The sequence below is a fragment of the Gordonibacter sp. RACS_AR68 genome, assembly GCF_030418485.1.
GTDB lineage: Bacteria > Actinomycetota > Coriobacteriia > Coriobacteriales > Eggerthellaceae > Gordonibacter > Gordonibacter urolithinfaciens.
Window position 1 is genome coordinate 110,277 of sequence record NZ_JAIPUP010000006.1, and the last position, 17,155, is coordinate 127,431.

Below are 17,155 nucleotides of genomic sequence, written 5' to 3' on the forward strand. Positions count from 1 at the left end.
CGAGATCATGAGACACTACAAGAAGGGGCGCAAGCTGGGCACCGACACCAGCCATACCAAGGCCATGAAGAAGAGCCTGGTGTGCGCGCTGCTGGCGAACGACCGCATCAAGACGATCGACTCGCGCGCCAAGGAGATCCGCCCCGACGTTGACAAGATCATCACGTGGGCGAAGAAGGGCGACCTGCATTCCCGCCGCCTCGCCATTGCGGCGCTGGGCGACAAGGAGCTCGTGCGCGAGATCTTCGAGAAGGTCGCGCAGGGCATGTTCCAGGACCGCCAGGGCGGCTACACCCGCATCATGAAGCTGGGTCCCCGCAAGGGCGACGACGCCCCCATGGTTATCATGGAGCTGGTGACCGAGCCGGTGAAGGCGAAGAAGGACGAGGCCAAGCCCGCTGCCAAGAAGGCTGCGAAGAAGGCCGCCCCGAAGAAGGTCGAGAAGGCCGACAACGAGGCCAAGGCCGAGGAGACCAAGGTGGAGGCCGAGGAGGCCAAGGCCGAGGAGGCCGCCGACCAGGCCGAGGAAGCCGCCGCCGAGAATGCGGAGGCCGCCGAGGCCGAGGCCGTGGAGAAGGAGAAGGCCGAGTAGCCTTTCCCCGACCTGCGCATAAGCACTGCATCCGAACGGGAGCCCACGGGCTCCCGTTTTTGCGTATGCCAAAGCTCGGCCAGTGCCGCCACCAATGCGTCAAGAACGCGTTTTCCCGCGGTTGCGCGGCGGTTCCGCACGCTGGACTACCATAAAGGGGAGCGGGCGCACGGCGCGGCCCGCCGGCAATCCGCAGCTAGGAAAGAGGCTCCTATGGAAGACCGTGGACCCGCAGACGGGAAGCCTGCAACCGACGGCAAGATGAACGTGGCATGGCACATGAAGGACATGGCGGGCGAGCTGCAGCAGCACGCGCAGGACGCTTTCGGCGACGTGGGCGACCATGCGCAGGGACTCGCCGGCGAGGTGGCGCATCACTCCCAGCAGGCCGCGGTCGAAGTGCGTCGCGAGATACCCGTGCTCATCGAGCACGTGCGGGATACCGTAATCGACCTGTTCGGCAACGTGCGCCACAACGCGTCGCGGAAGTGACGGGCTCGCCGCCCTGCTGGTTCGTCGCGGTAGCGTCGCGCCGCCGCCCTGCCGATGCGTCGGACGCCGTCTCCGGTCCCGAATCCAAGCGTTGCACGTTCGTCAGCGTGCGGAAACCGGTCCTGTCGGGGCGGTGGCTACAATAGGCTGGACAGCTTACCTTCCCCTGGCGGGATTCCCGACGAAAGGAGCCGAACCATGGCCGAGACCACGACGAAAGAGGATATCCGCATCGACGCGGACGAAGCGGACGAGCTGAACCGCGAGGCGGCCGACGACCTCGAGCGCATCGAGCGTGCCGTCAAGCAGGAGGCCGAGGAGTACGTCGAGGCCGTCGACGGCGACGGCAACGAGAAGGAGTCCGTGGAGGCCGCCGCCACCGCGTTCGACTTCGACGAGGCGGAAGGCGAGACGGAGCGTCTGGCCAACGACGCGTCCGAGCGCGACTAGCCGTTCCCGGCAGCGCAACGGGCGCGCCGGTGCGACGCGGGCGTCGCGAAGGGCGCCCGTTCCGGTTCGCCTGGTGCATCCTGCGCTCCCTGTGCGCGAACCGTTGCGGCGCCGTTTTCCCCCGGAAGCCGACGCCGCGCATCCCATCCCTAGAATGGGGATGACACAGAACCTTCCCGAAAGGAGACCAACATGGTCGATCAGGCTTACAAGACGGGCGACGCTTCCGTCGATATGAAGAACGGTGCGAAGGACATGGCCCACGACGTGAAGAACAACGTGAAGGATGCCTTCCACGAGGCGAAGGCGGGCGTGAACGAGCGCCGCGCCGAGGACGCCGCCGCCGACCGCGAGCACCAGGTGGCGCAGCAGACGGGCAGCACCGACGCCGCCATGCGCGCGCAGCAGCACGAGAACCGCAAGGACCAGAAGTCCGAGGGCTTCATGGAGTCCGTCAAGGAATCGCTCGGCAAGGCCGGCGAGGCCATCAAGGAGGCTGCCGTCGACGCCAAGGACAACGTGAAGCAGGGTGCCGAGAACATGAAGGAACGCATGTAGCGCCCTCGCGTCCCCTTGCCCCTCCGAAGCCCGTAGCATGAGCTGCGGGCTTCTCTTTTCCGTCCGTTCGGCCGCACCGTCTGAAAGGCAGTTCCATGGGTTCTTCCGCTGCATCTCCCTCCCCGAGCCGGGCCGTTCGGGCCGGGCATGGCAAGGGATTCGTCCTGATCGCCGTCGTGTACCTGCTGGGCCTGTTCATCGGCGCGCTCGACACCGGCATCGTCACGCCCGCGCGCACCGTCATCCAGGGCGACCTCGGCATCACCGACCAGATGAGCGTGTGGATCATCACCGTCTACACGCTGGCGTACGCCGCGGCCATCCCGGTGATGGGCAAGCTGGCCGACCGCTCGGGGCGCAAGCGCATATACCTGGTCAGCATCGCGCTGTTCGGTGCGGGGTCGCTTTTGTGCGGCCTTGCGCAGGACGTGGGAAGCTTCTGGATGCTGTTGGGCGCGCGAGCCGTGCAGGCGGTCGGCGGAGGCGGCATCGTGCCGGTGGCCACCGCGGAGTTCGGAACCACGTTCCCTCCCGAGAAGCGCGGGTTGGCGCTGGGCCTGGTGGGCGGCGTCTACGGCATCGCCAACATCTTCGGCGCATCGGCCGGCAGCTTGATACTCTCGCTGTTCGGCCAGACGAACTGGCAGTTCATCTTCTACGTGAACGTTCCCATCTGCGCGGCCATCGTCGCCGTGGGGGTGTTCGTGCTGCCGAACACGCGCGCCGAGGAGGTGAAGCCCATCGACGGCTTCGGCATCGCGGTGCTCGTGACGATGGTGCTCGCGCTGTTGTACGGCCTGAAGAACCTCGATTTCTTCGACGTGGGCGCTTCCATCGCGTCGACGGACGTGTGGCCGTTCCTGCTGGCCTTCGTCGTGCTGCTGCCGCTGTTCGTGCTCATCGAGCGGCGGGCGGCCGACCCGGTGCTGAACCTGTCGTACTTCCGGAACCGCGACATCCTCGTCACGCTCGTGCTGTCGGTGATCACGGGCGTCATCCTGATGGGGATCATCTTCATCCCCCAGTTCGCCGAGAACGTGCTGAAGCTGCCCTCAGGCAGCGGCGGCTACGTGGTGATCGTCCTCGCGGCGTTCGCAGGCGTGGGAGCCCCGGTATCGGGCAAGCTCATCGATCGGTTCGGCGTGAAGGCGGTCCTGGCCTTCGGGCTTGCCGCCTCGGCCGCCGGCGCGCTGTTCCTGGCGCTCGTGGCCACGCGGTTCGCGAACCTGGTGACGCTGATCGTCAGCCTGGTGGCTATCGGCATCGGGATGGGCTTCACCATCGGCACGCCGCTCAACTACATGATGCTGGCGAAGACGAAGGAGAGCGAGTCGAACTCGGCGCTGGCAACGTTGTCGCTCGTGCGCTCGGTGGGGACGGCGGTGGCCCCGGCCGTGCTGGTGGCGTTCATCGCGCATGCGGGCATGGCCGTGCCCGATCGCATCATGGGCGTGCTGCCCGACGTGCCGAACGGGCCTTCGATGGCGCAGCTGGCAAGCGGGGAGGGCGGGGGCGCGGGACTGCCTCCCGACCTGCAGCAGCTGATGGAGAATTCGGACGTGACGACGATCGTCGGCAACGTGAAGACGTTGGCGAAGACCGAGATAGCGCAAGAGGTGACGGCCGCCGGGATGCCGTCCGAGGCGGTCGATGCCGCCGAGGACCAGTACCTTGCCGCCATCGACGAGCGGGCGGGGACCATCGAGGACACGTTCCAGAGCACGCTCGACGAGGGATTCCGCGGAGCGTTCCTCCTGGTGGGGGCGTGCTCGCTGGTTGGCTTGGCGCTGCTCGCGCTCTATCGGGAGGATAGCGGGTCCCACGGGCGCGGGAGCGGCGAGTCCGCGGAGGCGCGGCGCGGTCGCTGACGGCGCCTTCCGCTGAACGCGCGGAATTGTCACCCCATGCGCGGCGGGCGGCCGGCACTTGTGGCATACTGCCAGCATGCGCATCAACGTCAGCTCCTACATCCCCGGAACCTCGCCGATCCACGCGTGCGATGCGCGCGTGAAGATCGTGCTGCTCGCGATGTACTCGGTCACGTTGTTCCTCGTGGACATGTGGGCGGGGCTGGTGCTGTGCGGCGCGCTGTTCGCGGCGGCGGCCGTTTCGTCGCGCATTCCCCTGCAGCGGTTCTTCGCGCTGCTCGTGCCCGTGTACGTGCTCGCGGCGTTCGCGGTCATTTTCAACGGGTTCACCTTCGATGTGGGCCAGGCCGCTCCGGGGGCGGCGCCGCCCTTGCTGGGGCAGGAGCCGGGGCTCTTCGGCAGCCTGCCGCCGGTGGCGCTCGTCGGGTCGTTCGGCCTCGTGCCCGCAGGCCTCGCGCGCGGATGCTTCTTCGCGGTGCGCATCGTGCTGCTGGTCACGGCCAGCCTCGTGGTCACGTACACCACCACGTCCACCGCGCTCACGGACGCGCTCGCCGACTTCCTGCGCCCGCTGCGGCGGCTGCGCGTGCCGGTGGACGACATCGCCATGGTGTTCTCGCTGGCGCTGCGCTTCATTCCCGTCACGGCCGAGGAGTTCGGGCGCGTGCACGACGCGCAGCAGGCGCGCGGTGCGTCGTTTACCGAGGGCGGCCTGTGGGAGCGCCTGCGTGCGTGGCAGACCGTGCTCATACCCCTTTTCGTGGGCCTGTTCCGCCGTGCCGACGCGTTGGCCGCGGCCATGGACGCCCGCTGCTACGGGGCCCAGCCGCATCGCACCTCCCTGCATGACCGTCGCCTTGCGGGCCGCAGCCTGGCCGTGCTCGCCGCCGGCCTCGCGCTGTGCATCGCCGTCGCCGTGCTGCTGTAGGGCTCTTGCGGACGGGCCTTGCCCGGAAGGGGAGCTGCCGGCCAGCCTGTCGCCCTTCGCCTGCCCGGCAAAAAGCGGCGGCCGCACAGCGGTCGCCGCTTTTTTGATAGTTGCGGCCCGGCCGCCGGGAGGGAGATGGCGTCCGGGCCGTTGCCGGGCCGGCCTACTCGGCGCCGGCCAGCTTGCGGCCGGTCACGTAGCCGAACGTGAGGCACGTGCCGCCCAGGTTATGGCCGGGGAAGTGCGTGGAGTAGCAGTTCGTGTACATGTCGCCCACCGTGGAGCCCAGGCAGTACAGCCCGTCGATGACCTCGTCGTCGGCGTTCATGGCCTGCAGGTCCTCGTTGCAGCGGATGCCGCCGGTGGTGGACAGGAACCACGGCGTGCACTCTATGCCGTAGAACGGGCCCTTCTTGATGGGTAGCAGCAGCTCTTTGCGCTTGCCGAACTCCTCGTCGACGCCTGCGTCGCAGTAGCCGTTGTACGCCTCGATGGTCTTGAGCGTCTCGTCCTTCGGCAGGCCCAGCTTCTCCACCAGCTCCTCCACGGTGTCGGCCTTGATCATCTTCACCGGGATGTCGCCCGAGCCGTTCATGTTGATGGTGCCGGGGCCGTCCACCACGGTCTGCCAGTAGGCGCGCACGTCGTCGGGCGTGTCGAACACCTTCGGGCCGTCCACGTAGCGGTGGTTCTGCCAGCCCGGCTCGTTCGCGTAGTCGTCGTCCCAGATGGCGAACGCGTGGTTGCCCTTCTGGTGCATGAGCGCCAGGCCGCCGTGCGAGATGACGTTGTCCTCGTTGTCGTAGCGGCGGCCGTCCTCGTTCACCATGAGGCCCTGGAACGCGCGCACCTGGCGCGTGATGGAGCGCCACTGGAAGCAGAAGATCATGGGCGCGGGCGTCTCGCTCTTGTCGACGGCGGCGCCGGCCCAGTACGCCATCTTGTGGCCCGAGCCGTTCCAGATGCCGCCGAACTCGGTCTGGTGCGCCGCCCAGGGAATGAACTTCTCCAGCATGTCCTTGTCCTGGCCGAAGTCGCCCGAGGCGATGACCACGCCCTTCTTTCCGTTGAACCGCACGTAGCCGTCCTTGCCCTTCGCCACGACGCCCACTACCTTGTCGCCGTCCTTCACGAGCTGCTGTGCGTCCGTCTCGTAGCGGATGTCCACACCGGCCTTCTCGCAATACAGCGCCATGTTCGCGCACACGTCCTGCTGCGGGTTGTCGTCGGGGCCCTTGCCGTTGGGCCCGTCGAGGAACTCGTGCGTGCCGGGGAACTCGCCGTTGATGTTCTCGGGATCCTCGTACCAGTGCTCCATGACGGGGGTCAGGTCGTCGCCGCCCACGGAGCTGGCCGTGGTCATGCGGTCGATGAGCCAGTCCATGGCCTCGCCCGAGCGGTTGAAGTGCAGCATCCACTTGCGGCCGTCCACGCGGTAGGAGTGATAGCCCATCATGCGCTTGTAGCGCTGGGCCACTTCCTCGACGGAGCACTCGTAGCCCTTCTCCTTCGTCAGCTTCGAGTTCATGGCGTAGATGGAGCCGCCGCGCCCGATGACGTGGTCCATGCGCTCGAGCATGACCACGTTCGCACCGTTCTCGGCGGCTGCGAGCGCGCAGCACAGGCCGGAGAACCCGGCGCCGATGACCACGACGTCGGCGTCCACCGTCTCCTTGATGTCGCCCTCGGCGATGGGATCGGGCGCCGTCTCGAAATCGTAGGTGCCGCCCGCGGCCTTGCCGTCGGAGGCCGACGTGCCCGCCTTGCCCTCCTTCGGCTGCGCAGCGCAGCCGGCGAGCGTCCCCACGCCCGTGACGGCGGCGGTAGCCACGGCGCCCGTGGCGAATGCGCCCTTGAGGAAGCTGCGGCGGTCCATGCTCGTCTTCTCGTTCTCCATGTGAAACCCCTTCCCTCCGGCGGAACGCGTCCAGCGCGCCCGCTCCCTGCCCGGCGCCCTCCGCACCGTGCGTTGCCCGCACCCTAGCACGCGTGGCGTGCGCTCCGCTTCGCGCATCGCAGGGAAAAAGCCGAATCGTGCGTTTTCACCCTGCGGGGTGAGGCGCGACGCGGTATGCTTGTGCGAGGGACAAAGGGGAGGGCCCATGAAGGGAAGCCACGTTCGCCACCTGTTCAACGAGCCGGGCGACCGCGAGCGCGTGCGCGCGGAGCTCGGCCACGCCGCAGCGGGAAACGCCCGCATCGCGCTGGCCATGGCAAGCTACATGGTTTGGCTCATAGCTTGCTGTACCGGGCCGGCCGTCGTGCTCGGGGCATGGGGGTCGGGAGGCGGCGAGATGCTCCTGCCGGCATGGCTGGGGCCGCTCGCGTGCATGGCGGCGGCGAGCGCGGTCATAGCCGTGTGGTTCAAGCGGACCCGCAAGGTGCCGAGTGCGACCTCGTGGACTGTGGCATTGGCGTCGCTTATGACGCTCGCGGCGGCCCTTCATCTGGTGTGGGCGCTCGACACCGGGCTGCCGACGGCTGCGCGGGGCGCGCTGTACCTGCTGGCGAGCCTGGTCATGGGCGTGGGATGCGCGCTGTTCCGCGTGGAGGTCGATCGCGTGTTCGGCTGGATAGGAACGCAGCAGACGTTGTGCCAGGGCATGCTGGCCACCGTGGCGACGGCAGCCGTGCTCGCGATGCTGGCGGTGGCGGGCCGGGTATCCGGGTCGGGCGACCTGCCCCTGCTGGCAGCGCCCCTCGTGCTGCCGTTCGCGGGCGCCGCGCTGCTGCGCTCCGTGGTGGGCGGTTTCCCCCGGGCGCGTTACTACGGGCATGGGCGCGACGTGCCGCTGCCGTTTCCCGCGAAGTTCGCTGCCACGTCGTGCGTGCAGGGTCTGGCTGCCGGCGTGTTGTTCGCGGGAATGTTCGCGTTAGGCGGCGACGGCGCCGGGGTGGCCGCCGTCTTTGACGGGGCGGGCGGCGCGGAGGCCGTGGCATGGACCTCCTCGTTCGGGAGCACGGCGCTGTGCTCTGTGGGGCAGCTTGCGGCGGTGGCTCTGCTGTTCGGCACGCTCGTGTTCCTGCGTCTCGATTTCAACCGGCTGGTGTACAAGGTGGCTTTCCCGTTCGTGGCCCTCGGCTTCGTTCTGCTTGCGCTGCTGCCCGATGCGACGGCGGTGGGCAGCGCGGTGCTGGCTGCCGGGTTCTGCTACCTCGACCTGGTGCTGTGGAGCCTGGGCGCCTGTCTCATGAAAAACATGGGGCTGCCCGCCACCTGGATCGCCAGCTGTCCGGGTGCCGCGCTGTTCTGCGGCGTGGTGGTTGGCGCAGGGCTGGCCTTGGGCTTTTTGGGCGCCGAGATGTCGCCCGATGCCGCGCTGCTCGCCAGCTGCGTGGCGTGCCTCGTGCTGGCGGCGGCCCTGTTCCTGTCCAGCGGCAGCAACCTCAAGTACGGCTGGGGCACCGTGCGTCCCGGCGAGAGCAGCCTGGCGGCGGGCGACATGGCGGGGGTGGTGAAGTTCGTGGCCACCGAGCGTGCGGTCACGCAGCGCGAGAGCGAGGTCATGCTGCTGCTGGCCGAGGGCAAGTCGCGCCGCGCCGTGTGCGAGGCGCTGTCCGTGTCGCCCGACACGGTGAAGACGCATGTGCGCAGCATCTACCGCAAGCTCGCCGTGCACTCCCAGCAGGAGCTCATCGACTACCTGGCGCGCGAGCGGGAGGACCTGGCCGCCGACGGCTCCGAGCATCCGTTGGGGGCGTGAGGCCGCCGCGCGCCCTTTCATGCTATGCTGCGTCAGCCGATTGGTCCCAAGGAGGTTTCCCCGTGCTGCAGATAGGCGAGTTCTCCCGGCTCTCGCGCATATCGGTGCGCATGCTGCGCCACTACGACCAGGTGGGTCTGCTCAAGCCCGCCGAGCAGGACGCCCAGACGGGGTACCGTCGCTATGCCGTGTCCCAGCTGGCGGAGGCGAACCGCATTACCGTCCTGCGCGACCTGGGGTTCCTCATCCGGGAAATCGGGCGGCTGGTGCATGCGGACGACAGGGAGCTGGCCCGCGCCCTGGACGATCGCGCGCGTGAGCTCGAGGAAGGCATCGGGCGCGAGCAGCGCCGACTTGCCGACCTGCTCCGCTTCCGGCAGGACGTGGAGGCCGGCGGGGCGGCCATAAGCTGCGAGGTGGCGCTCATGTCGATTCCCTCCTACCAGGTGGTGGCGCTGCGTATGGAGCTGGAGGGCTACGGCGAGGAACGGCGGGCTTGGGAGCGGCTGGGCGCATTCATGAGAGAGCGGAAGATTGCGCCATCCGAACCTTATACGGAGTACTGCGAGTTCTGCGACGAGGGGGCGGCGGCCGATGCGGGCGGCGACGCTGCAGGCGGTGCGGGGGACGCGATCGCCGCAGGCGGCGCGCCCTGCGGTGCCCCATCGCCCGTCACAGTGGAGGTGGCCGTGGCCACCGATGCGCACGGCGAAGACGACGGGCCGCTGCGCTTCTACCGCAGCGCCGCGCTGCCGCTTGCCGCGAGCATCAAGGTGTACGGCCCCTACGAGAACATCGCGCCCGTGTACGCGTCGTTCGCGCGGTGGCTGGAAGATCATCCCGCGCTGCGCATGGCCGGCCCCACGCGCGAGGTGGCCCATCGCGGCCCGTGGAACGCGGAAGACCCGCAGGACTACCTTACGGAGTTTTTGGTTCCCGTCCAGAAGACCGCTTGACCCTCCCACGGTGTCAGCCCCTATGCTCCTCATCATGTGCCGCCGCAGGGGCGGCCATCGCGAGAGGAGCAATCCATGCAAACGTTTTCCGTTCATCCCGTCGGCGTCGTGAGCGGGGGAGGGGAGGGGCCTGCGCAGCTGCGCATCGACCCGGCGTACCGCGACGGCCTGAGCGGCCTCGAGGGCTTCGGCCACGCCGTCGTCATCTGGTGGGCGCACGAGGTTGACGACCCCGAGCTGCGCGCGCTCACCGACGCGGGGCGCCCCTACACGCGTCTCGACCACGACCTGGGCATTTTCGCCACGCGGAGCCCGCTGCGGCCCAACCCGCTGGCTCTCACGGCCATCGAGCTGGCCGCCGTGGACGCGGACGCCGGTATTGTGGAGACGCCCTACCTCGACGCCGCTGACGGCACCCCCGTGCTCGACCTCAAGCCCTACACCCCCAGCATCGACCGCATCGAGCGCCCCATCGTCCCCGCCTGGTGCGCCCACTGGCCCGCAAGCGCGGAAGCCTCCGCCGATTTCGACTGGGCGTCCGAGTTCCGCTTCTAACGCGACGCGGAGCGCAGAAGTAATAAGTTCGTAATTTGACAAATCGTAACTTCATAAAGCACCGTATCCAGCTGATTCCCGCGGAAAAGCGCCTCTTGTTCCTGTTCTCGAAGTCCGGGTTCACCGAAGCGTGCCGCAACCGTGCGAATGCGATCGGCGCGACGTTGGCGAGCTTGGCCGAGTTGGGGTTGCAGAAAACGCTTCGCCGCCAATGCTTGCCCGGGCACCCTCGATCGCGTCGGCCAGCTTTACCGTTCGCCTTCATGGTTGTGGGAAACGGCCGCAGAATGGGGGATTGTGCTTCCGACGTGCTATGATTGCCGGGAAGGTCACGCTTCGGCGGAACGGTCCGGCGAAGCGGATTGGACAGACTACGAGGAGGCATTCATGAGCGTCATCATCGATGTGTTCGGTCGCGAGATCCTGGACTCGCGCGGCAACCCGACCGTGGAGGTGGAGGTCGTGCTGGAGGACGGGGCGTTCGGCCGCGCCGCCGTGCCGTCGGGCGCTTCGACCGGCGCGTTCGAGGCCGTGGAGCTGCGCGACTGCGACAAGGGCCGCTACCTCGGCAAGGGCACGCTCGACGCGGTGGCCCACGTGAACGAGGAGATCGCCGAGGCGCTCATCGGCCTGGAGGCCGACGACCAGCGCACCATCGACGACATCATGCTCGAGGTGGACGGCACCGACAACAAGGGCGCCCTGGGCGCGAACGCCATTCTGGGCGCCTCGCTGGCCTGCGCGAAGGCCGCGGCCGAGTCCGCTGAGCTGCCGCTGTACAAGTACGTGGGCGGCGCGAACGCGCACCTTCTGCCCACGCCCATGATGAACATCCTCAACGGCGGCGTGCACGCCGACAACAACGTGGACTTCCAGGAGTTCATGATCATGCCGGTGGGCGCGGACAGCTTCGCCGAGGCCCTGCGCTGGTGCGCCGAGATCTACCACACGCTGAAGAAGGTGCTGCACGACGCGGGCCTGGGCGGCGGCGTGGGCGACGAGGGCGGTTTCGCCCCCAACTTCAAGACGAACGAGGAGCCGCTCGAGTACGTCACGAAGGCGTGCGAGGCCGCCGGCTACAAGCCCGGTGTGGACATCATGTTCGCCATGGATCCGGCCTCGACCGAGTTCTACGACGCCGACAAGCAGAAGTACGTGCTGGCCGGCGAGGGCCGCGAGCTCACGAGCGCCGAGATGGTGGACTACTGGGAGGCCCTGGTGAACAAGTACCCCATCATCTCCATCGAGGACGGCATGGCCGAGGAGGACTGGGACGGCTGGAAGGCGCTCACCGAGCGCATCGGCGACCGCGTGCAGCTGGTGGGCGACGATCTGTTCGTCACGAACTCCAAGCGACTGGCCAAGGGCATCGAGATGGGCTGCGCGAACGCCATCCTCATCAAGGTGAACCAGATCGGCAGCCTCACCGAGACGCTGGAGGCCATCGAGATGGCGAAGCAGGCCGGCTACGCCTGCGTCATGAGCCACCGCTCCGGCGAGACCGAGGACACCACCATCGCCGATTTGTCCGTGGCGTGCAACACCGGCCAGATCAAGACGGGCGCGCCCTGCCGCTCCGACCGCGTGGCGAAGTACAACCAGCTGCTCCGCATCGAGGAGGAGCTGGACACCGCCGCCGTCTACGCCGGCATGAGCGCGTTCTACAACATCAAGCGCTAAACCGGTTGCGCACTGTGCGGGCGGCCCGCCGTGGGGAGCGGCGGGCCGCCCGCTTTGCAGGTGACAGAAGAAAAAGGGGATTCTACCAGGGGGTTCGTCCAATGTTGGAAGCACGTGCCGTCACGGCGGGAACCGAGGATGCGCAAGAGGTGGAGCGGTTGCTGGAAGCCGCGTTCCCACCGTATGAGCGCCCGCCGTTCTCGTTTCTTACCACGCAGGCCCAGCGCGAGGAAGTGTCGCTGCTCGCCTATCGCGACGAAGGGCTGTTCTGCGGATTCGCCTTCATGATAGAGGACGCGAGGCTGGCGTACGTGCTCTTCCTCGCCGTTGGCGAGGGGGTTCGCTCGAAGGGCTACGGCGCGCGCATGCTCGCCGACATCGAGCGGCGCTGCCCCGGCAAGACCATCGCGCTCGACATCGAGCCCGTGATCGAGGGCGCCCCGAACGTTGTCCAGCGGCAAAGGCGCCGCGACTTCTACCTGCGCAACGGCTTCGCGCCCACGGGCATTGCGAACTGCTTCGAAGGCGACGTGTACGAGGTGCTCGCGAAGGGTCCGGGTTTCGAGTCGGATCGCTTCCTCGCGCTGATCAACGAACTGCCGGAAGGCGAGGACAAGACGCTCGCCCCGCTCGAGCAGGCGGTGCCGGCCTACGCCGAGCGGCTGCTCGCTTCTCGATGAGCGCCCAGAGAAGCGCTGATTGACGCAACGGCGACGGAATCCCCCAAGGCAAGGGTTTCTGCCCTTGCCGGCAGCGGGATTGTTCCGCAGGAGGCGGCAAGCGCAGGGTGCTTGCCCTGCGAAACGGCCTATGACGGAGCTTCGGCGTTTTCTAGAAGCCCAGATGCGCGTCCGCGCCCGGCTCGGGGTTGTGCAGCAGGCCTTCCTCGAGCATGCGGGCGCCCACGGCCAGGTACTCGTCGCCCGCCGCGGTGCACAAGCATGCGATTTCCTCATCCGACAGTGTGCGGTTCACGCGCGCGGGCATGCCCATAACCAGGCTTGCGTCGGGAAGCTCTTTGCCCTCGGATACCAGCGCGCCGGCGGCCACCACGCAATTCGCGCCCACCTTCGCCCCGTTCATGACGATGGCGCCCATGCCCACGAGCGCGTTCGGCCCTATCTCGCAGCCGTGTATGACGGCGCCGTGCCCTATGGTGCAGTGGTCGTGGAGGATGGCGGGATGATCGCGGTCCACGTGGACGACGGCGTTCTCCTGGATGTTCACCTCGTCGCCGATGATGACGGGCGCGTCGTCGGCGCGGATCTGGGCACCGGCCAGCACGCAGGAGTCGCGCCCGATGGTCACGTCGCCCACGATGCCGGCGGCGGGGGAGAGGCGCGCGCTCGGGTGGATGCGAACGTTGCGGTAGAGGGAGGGCTTGGCTTCGGCGTGGGTCATAGGGATTCCTTTCGGTCGATTCCCTTCCTATTATAACGGCGCTTGCGAGGTGCCGACTGGCTTCGGTGGGCGCAGGAGAGGAAGCGGGGGAAATGCGGCAAGGGGAGGTGGGCTCGGCGAAGTCGAAGGTCGGTGCGGGCGGAGGGCGCGGCGAAATCGAAGAGCGGCGCGCACGGGGGCGGCAAAGTCGCCGTCCGCAACTATACTTTCAGCGCTATAATAGTCGGCATGGTATATCGAAGGTGCGCAACGGCCCGCGTCGGCGAAGGCGGCGGGGCGGGGCGCGCTTTTTCAGGAAGGGGACGAACCGATGAAGGAAATGATCTCGCTCGAAGAGGCCCGCGAACTCGTGCTCGCGAACGTGGAGCCGTTGCCGCAGGAGACGGTGCCGGTGCTGGAGGCGGTGGGCCGCGTGGCAGCCGAGGACCTGCGCAGCGACATCGACATCGCCCCGTTCGCGCATTCGGCCATGGACGGTTTCGCGGTGCGCGCGGCCGAGCTGGCTGCCGCGAGCGCCGAGGCGCCGGTGGAGATGGACGTCATCGCGGAGGTTGCGGCCGGCGACGTGTACGAGGGCTCCATCGGGGAGGGCCAGTGCGTGCGCATCATGACGGGCGCGCCGGTTCCCGACGACGCCGACGCCGTGGTGAAGTACGAGATCGTGGACGTGGTGACCGGTGACGGCAAGCCGGGAAGCCGCGTGGCGTTCACCGCCCCCGTGAAGGAGCGCAACAACGTGCGCGAGGCGGGCGAGGAGGCCAAGGCCGGCGGGGTTGTGGTGGAGGCCGGCGAGGTCATCGGCTCGGCCGGCGTCGGGTTCCTGGCGGGCTGCGGCGTGGTGGAGGTGCCCACGCACCGACGCCCGCGCGTGGCCATCATCTCCATCGGCAGCGAGCTGGTGGACCCCACCGAGGTCCCCACGCCCGGCAAGATCCGCAACTCGAACAGCTACGCGCTGGCCGCGTGCGCCCAGGCCGCGGGCGCCGCACCCACGATCCTGCCCATCGTGGAGGACACGCTGGAGGCTCTCGCGGCCGCCGTGTCCGCTGCGGCCTGCGAGTACGACTTCGTGGTGACGAGCGGCGGCGCCTCCAACGGCGACTTCGACTTCATCAAGCCCGTGGTGGAGGAGCTGGGCGAGCTGCTCATGACCACCGTGAACATGCGTCCCGGCAAGGCGCAGACGTTCGGCGTGGTGCAGGTCACGCCCGTGTTCGGCCTGCCCGGCAACCCGGCGGCCGCCTACGTGGGCTTCGAGATGATCATTCGCCCCGCGCTGCGCAAGATGCAGGGTTACCGCCATTTCACACGTCCCGTGGTGAAGGCGAAGCTCTCGCGCGACGTGAAGAAGAACGATCCGCGCCGCATCTTCCTGCGCTCCACGTTGTACAAGGACGATGCGGGCGAGTACGTGGTGGCGCCGGCGAAGAACCAGAGCTCGGGCCTGTTCGGCGTCATCCAGCGCAGCAACTGCATGGCCATCATGCCCGAGGGCTTGGAGTCGCGCACGGCCGGCTCGCTCATCGACTGCATGCTGCTGGACGTTTCCGAGGAGGTCAGCCTGTAGGTTCCGCCGGCCTGTCGGCCGCCGGAACAGCCGACGCTGCGAAGGGCCGTGGCACGCCGCCTTCGCGCGATCCCGGAAGCTCGCGTACCCAAAGTACGCTTCGCCTCCGCGATCCCGCGAATTTGGCGCACCCCAGCCCCTCTCGCTGACTTACTAACGCCAACCTGCGAGAAAGGAACGACCATGTCCGAACAAGCTCTGACATTCGCTCTTATCACCTGCTCCGACACGCGCAGCATGAAGGAGGACACCGCGGGCGCCGCGCTCGAGGCGCTCATTGCCGAGAAGGGGTGGACGTGCGCGAGCCACGTGGTGGTGCGCGACGAGCGTGCCGACATCGCCGCGGCCATCGTGGCCGCCTGCGACGAGCTTGATGCCGATATCGTGCTGACCTGCGGCGGCAGCGGTCTTTCTTTGCGCGACGTGACGCCGGAGGCCACGATGGACGTGTGCGAGCGCAATGTGCCCGGCATCGCCGAGGCCATGCGCGCCCACTCGCTGGCCATCACCCCCTACGCCATGCTCTCGCGTGCGCTGTGCATGCAGCGCGGCCGGCACCTGGTGATCAACCTGCCCGGCAGCGAGAAGGCGGCCCGCGAGAACTGGGACGGCATCGTGGCCGCCCTGCCGCACGCCGCCAAGATGATGGCGGGCGGCGGGCACTAGGAAGGTTCCGGCGGTCTGCCGACCGCCGGAACGAGCCGACGCTGCGGCCGGCTGTGGTACCCGATCTTCGCGCGATCCTGGAGACTCGCGTACAAAAGTACGCTTCGCCTCCGCGATCCCACGAATCTCGGGTACCACAGCCGGCCTCGCTGACTTACTACGCCAACCTGTGCGTCCCCTAAAACCCCACCGTCAAATGCAGCTGGTAGAACTCCACGCGGGTGACGAGCACGGCGGTCAGCAGCAGCAATGTTCCTGCCCCGCTCAAGGCCAGGGCCGCCTGCGGGCTGCGGCGGGATCGCAGCGACAAGGCGGCGCAGATGCAGCCGGCGGTGCCTGCGAGGGCGTGGAACGCGATGGCCGTGCCGTAGCCCGGCACGAGCGCGCTGGCCACCAGCTCGTTGTTCGCCACGTCGGCGAGGCTCTGCTGGTGCAACGCCAGCACGACCGTGCCCGCCGCCAGCGCAACGGCGCTCACCGCCACGAGCACGGCGCCGTACCGTCGCCGCCCGGCGCGTGCCAGGTGCAGGAACAGCAGCCCGAGCACCGGCCCCGCCAGCAACGCCGAGAACCACAGGTTCGTCGGCGTGAACCAGGTGTCCCAGGTGGGCACCGTGTCCACCGCATAGGCAAGCGACGTGCAGGCCACCAATGCCGCGCCGGCTGCGCAGGTCAAAACGAGCCACGGCTTCGCCACTGAATCGGGGAAGTGCTGCTTGAAGGCCGCCATCCAGTACGAGCCGGCCAGGAACAGGAAGGCCACGGCCGCCAGCACCTCGTTCGACAGCGGCGAGCGCCCCACGCCCGAGAACACGTGCAGCGCGTTGGCCGGCGTGCCCAGGTGCGTGGCCGAGGCGATGAAGCCCACGAGCACCACCGAGAACGGCAGCGCCGCCAGGCGGTCGATGCGCACGGCGGCCTCGTGGTCGCGCTCGAGCAGGCGCGCCAGGGCGAGCGCGATGAACGCGATGGTGCCGGCCGGCGCCAGCGTGGTGAACAACGCGAGCGAGAGCTCGTCGAAACCGCTGGTCATACCTATATCTCCTGGTGATTCGCAATATACCCGCCCTCTTGAGCGGCCAGTACGGCCGCGGGCGAGGGGAGGATGAAGAGGTTCGGCCACGTGGCGTCCTCCGGCGGCAGCGGCAGGATGGAGCGCACGACGCCCGGATGCCGTGCCGCGAGCTCTGCCGGGTCTCCCCATTCGAGCGCCCGCACGGGGCAGGCCTCGACGCATACGGGCCCCAGCCCCTCGTCCAGCCGCGCGCGGCAGCCGTCGCACTTCGAGCTCTTCTTCAGGTGCTGGTCGATGAAGGGGGCATGATAGGGGCAGGCCATGGTGCAGTACCCGCAGCCGATGCACTTGCGCTCGTCGGGCCACACGAGCCCGCGATCGTCCTTGTGCATGGCGCCGGTGGGGCACACGCGCGTGCAGGCGGGGTCGCCGCAGTGGTTGCATGCGAGCGACAGGTGGTAGGCGAACACGCCCGTGGCAACGGCCATGCCCGCCTCGGTGCCCGCGCCCGCCGCACCGGGCCGCTCCCACGTGCCGCCCTCGTAGTCGATGACGCGCCGGAACACGGCCTCGGCCCCGAGGTCGCGGTAGTCCTTGCACGCCATCTCGCAGGTCTTGCACCCGGTGCAGCGCGTGTTGTCGAAGAAGAACCCGAACGCCATGAGCAGCCCTCTGCCACGCTCCCCTGCCCGCACGCTCCTGGCGCGGGCATCCCCGCCCCAG

General features: G+C 68.3%; 17 protein-coding genes. 13 read left to right on the top strand and 4 right to left on the bottom strand.

The genetic code is table 11. The annotated features are described in order from the left end of the window. Positions 1-7: 7 nt before the first annotated feature. The 6 genes from rplQ to K9U15_RS12435 all read left to right on the top strand — a co-directional run bounded on the left by rplQ (position 8) and on the right by K9U15_RS12435 (position 4,888). Positions 8-592: a 50S ribosomal protein L17 gene (gene rplQ, locus K9U15_RS12410; RefSeq protein WP_096227789.1), complete on the top strand. Its 585-nt coding sequence runs from the start codon at positions 8-10 to the stop codon at positions 590-592. A 213-nt stretch (positions 593-805) separates the two neighbouring features. Beyond that, the gene (locus K9U15_RS12415; RefSeq protein ID WP_096227790.1) at positions 806-1,084 is read left to right on the top strand and encodes a hypothetical protein; all 279 of its coding nucleotides are present in this window, start codon (positions 806-808) and stop codon (positions 1,082-1,084) included. Between the two features lie 198 nt (positions 1,085-1,282). Beyond that, the gene (locus tag K9U15_RS12420) at positions 1,283-1,534 is read left to right on the top strand and encodes a BAG1 BAG family molecular chaperone regulator 1 (RefSeq protein WP_087189954.1); all 252 of its coding nucleotides are present in this window, start codon (positions 1,283-1,285) and stop codon (positions 1,532-1,534) included. A gap of 192 nt (positions 1,535-1,726) precedes the next feature. Then, on the top strand, positions 1,727-2,092 hold the full coding sequence (locus tag K9U15_RS12425; RefSeq protein WP_154248190.1) for a hypothetical protein: 366 nt from the start codon (positions 1,727-1,729) through the stop codon (positions 2,090-2,092). Positions 2,093-2,187: 95 nt separating this feature from the next. Next, the gene (locus K9U15_RS12430) at positions 2,188-3,960 is read left to right on the top strand and encodes an MFS transporter (protein WP_301156253.1); all 1,773 of its coding nucleotides are present in this window, start codon (positions 2,188-2,190) and stop codon (positions 3,958-3,960) included. Positions 3,961-4,036: 76 nt separating this feature from the next. Further along, positions 4,037-4,888 (top strand): energy-coupling factor transporter transmembrane protein EcfT, encoded by an 852-nt coding sequence (locus tag K9U15_RS12435; RefSeq protein WP_301156254.1) that lies wholly within the window; start codon positions 4,037-4,039, stop codon positions 4,886-4,888. A 163-nt stretch (positions 4,889-5,051) separates the two neighbouring features. On the opposite strand, the gene K9U15_RS12440 is transcribed toward K9U15_RS12435, so the two are convergent. After that, positions 5,052-6,785 (bottom strand): FAD-dependent oxidoreductase, encoded by a 1,734-nt coding sequence (locus K9U15_RS12440; RefSeq protein WP_301156256.1) that lies wholly within the window; start codon positions 6,783-6,785, stop codon positions 5,052-5,054. Between the two features lie 205 nt (positions 6,786-6,990). Here K9U15_RS12440 and K9U15_RS12445 point away from each other — a divergent pair, with 205 nt between their 5' ends. The 5 genes from K9U15_RS12445 (at position 6,991) to K9U15_RS12465 (ending at position 12,463) form a co-directional block, all read left to right on the top strand. Then, the gene (locus tag K9U15_RS12445) at positions 6,991-8,592 is read left to right on the top strand and encodes a response regulator transcription factor (RefSeq protein WP_301156258.1); all 1,602 of its coding nucleotides are present in this window, start codon (positions 6,991-6,993) and stop codon (positions 8,590-8,592) included. Between the two features lie 62 nt (positions 8,593-8,654). Beyond that, positions 8,655-9,548 (top strand): MerR family transcriptional regulator, encoded by an 894-nt coding sequence (locus K9U15_RS12450; RefSeq protein ID WP_301156259.1) that lies wholly within the window; start codon positions 8,655-8,657, stop codon positions 9,546-9,548. A 75-nt stretch (positions 9,549-9,623) separates the two neighbouring features. After that, the gene (locus K9U15_RS12455) at positions 9,624-10,103 is read left to right on the top strand and encodes an SAM-dependent methyltransferase (protein ID WP_301156260.1); all 480 of its coding nucleotides are present in this window, start codon (positions 9,624-9,626) and stop codon (positions 10,101-10,103) included. A 387-nt stretch (positions 10,104-10,490) separates the two neighbouring features. Beyond that, the gene (gene eno / locus K9U15_RS12460; RefSeq protein WP_227153804.1) at positions 10,491-11,783 is read left to right on the top strand and encodes a phosphopyruvate hydratase; all 1,293 of its coding nucleotides are present in this window, start codon (positions 10,491-10,493) and stop codon (positions 11,781-11,783) included. 101 nt (positions 11,784-11,884) lie between these two features. Then, on the top strand, positions 11,885-12,463 hold the full coding sequence (locus K9U15_RS12465; protein ID WP_301156262.1) for a GNAT family N-acetyltransferase: 579 nt from the start codon (positions 11,885-11,887) through the stop codon (positions 12,461-12,463). Between the two features lie 151 nt (positions 12,464-12,614). Here the strand turns inward: K9U15_RS12465 and K9U15_RS12470 are convergent, their stop codons facing one another. Next, positions 12,615-13,184 (bottom strand): gamma carbonic anhydrase family protein, encoded by a 570-nt coding sequence (locus K9U15_RS12470; protein ID WP_301156263.1) that lies wholly within the window; start codon positions 13,182-13,184, stop codon positions 12,615-12,617. A gap of 310 nt (positions 13,185-13,494) precedes the next feature. Between K9U15_RS12470 and glp the strand changes: the two genes are divergently transcribed. After that, positions 13,495-14,751, top strand: coding sequence for a gephyrin-like molybdotransferase Glp (gene glp, locus K9U15_RS12475; RefSeq protein WP_301156265.1), 1,257 nt, complete (start codon positions 13,495-13,497; stop codon positions 14,749-14,751). A gap of 183 nt (positions 14,752-14,934) precedes the next feature. Then, positions 14,935-15,417: a molybdenum cofactor biosynthesis protein B gene (locus K9U15_RS12480; protein ID WP_096227802.1), complete on the top strand. Its 483-nt coding sequence runs from the start codon at positions 14,935-14,937 to the stop codon at positions 15,415-15,417. A 178-nt stretch (positions 15,418-15,595) separates the two neighbouring features. Here K9U15_RS12480 and K9U15_RS12485 read toward each other — a convergent pair whose 3' ends face one another. Further along, positions 15,596-16,450, bottom strand: a complete 855-nt coding sequence (locus K9U15_RS12485; protein ID WP_301156266.1) for a DmsC/YnfH family molybdoenzyme membrane anchor subunit — start codon at positions 16,448-16,450, stop codon at positions 15,596-15,598. Between the two features lie 2 nt (positions 16,451-16,452). Next, on the bottom strand, positions 16,453-17,094 hold the full coding sequence (locus tag K9U15_RS12490; RefSeq protein WP_301156268.1) for a 4Fe-4S dicluster domain-containing protein: 642 nt from the start codon (positions 17,092-17,094) through the stop codon (positions 16,453-16,455). Positions 17,095-17,155 lie beyond the last annotated feature (61 nt).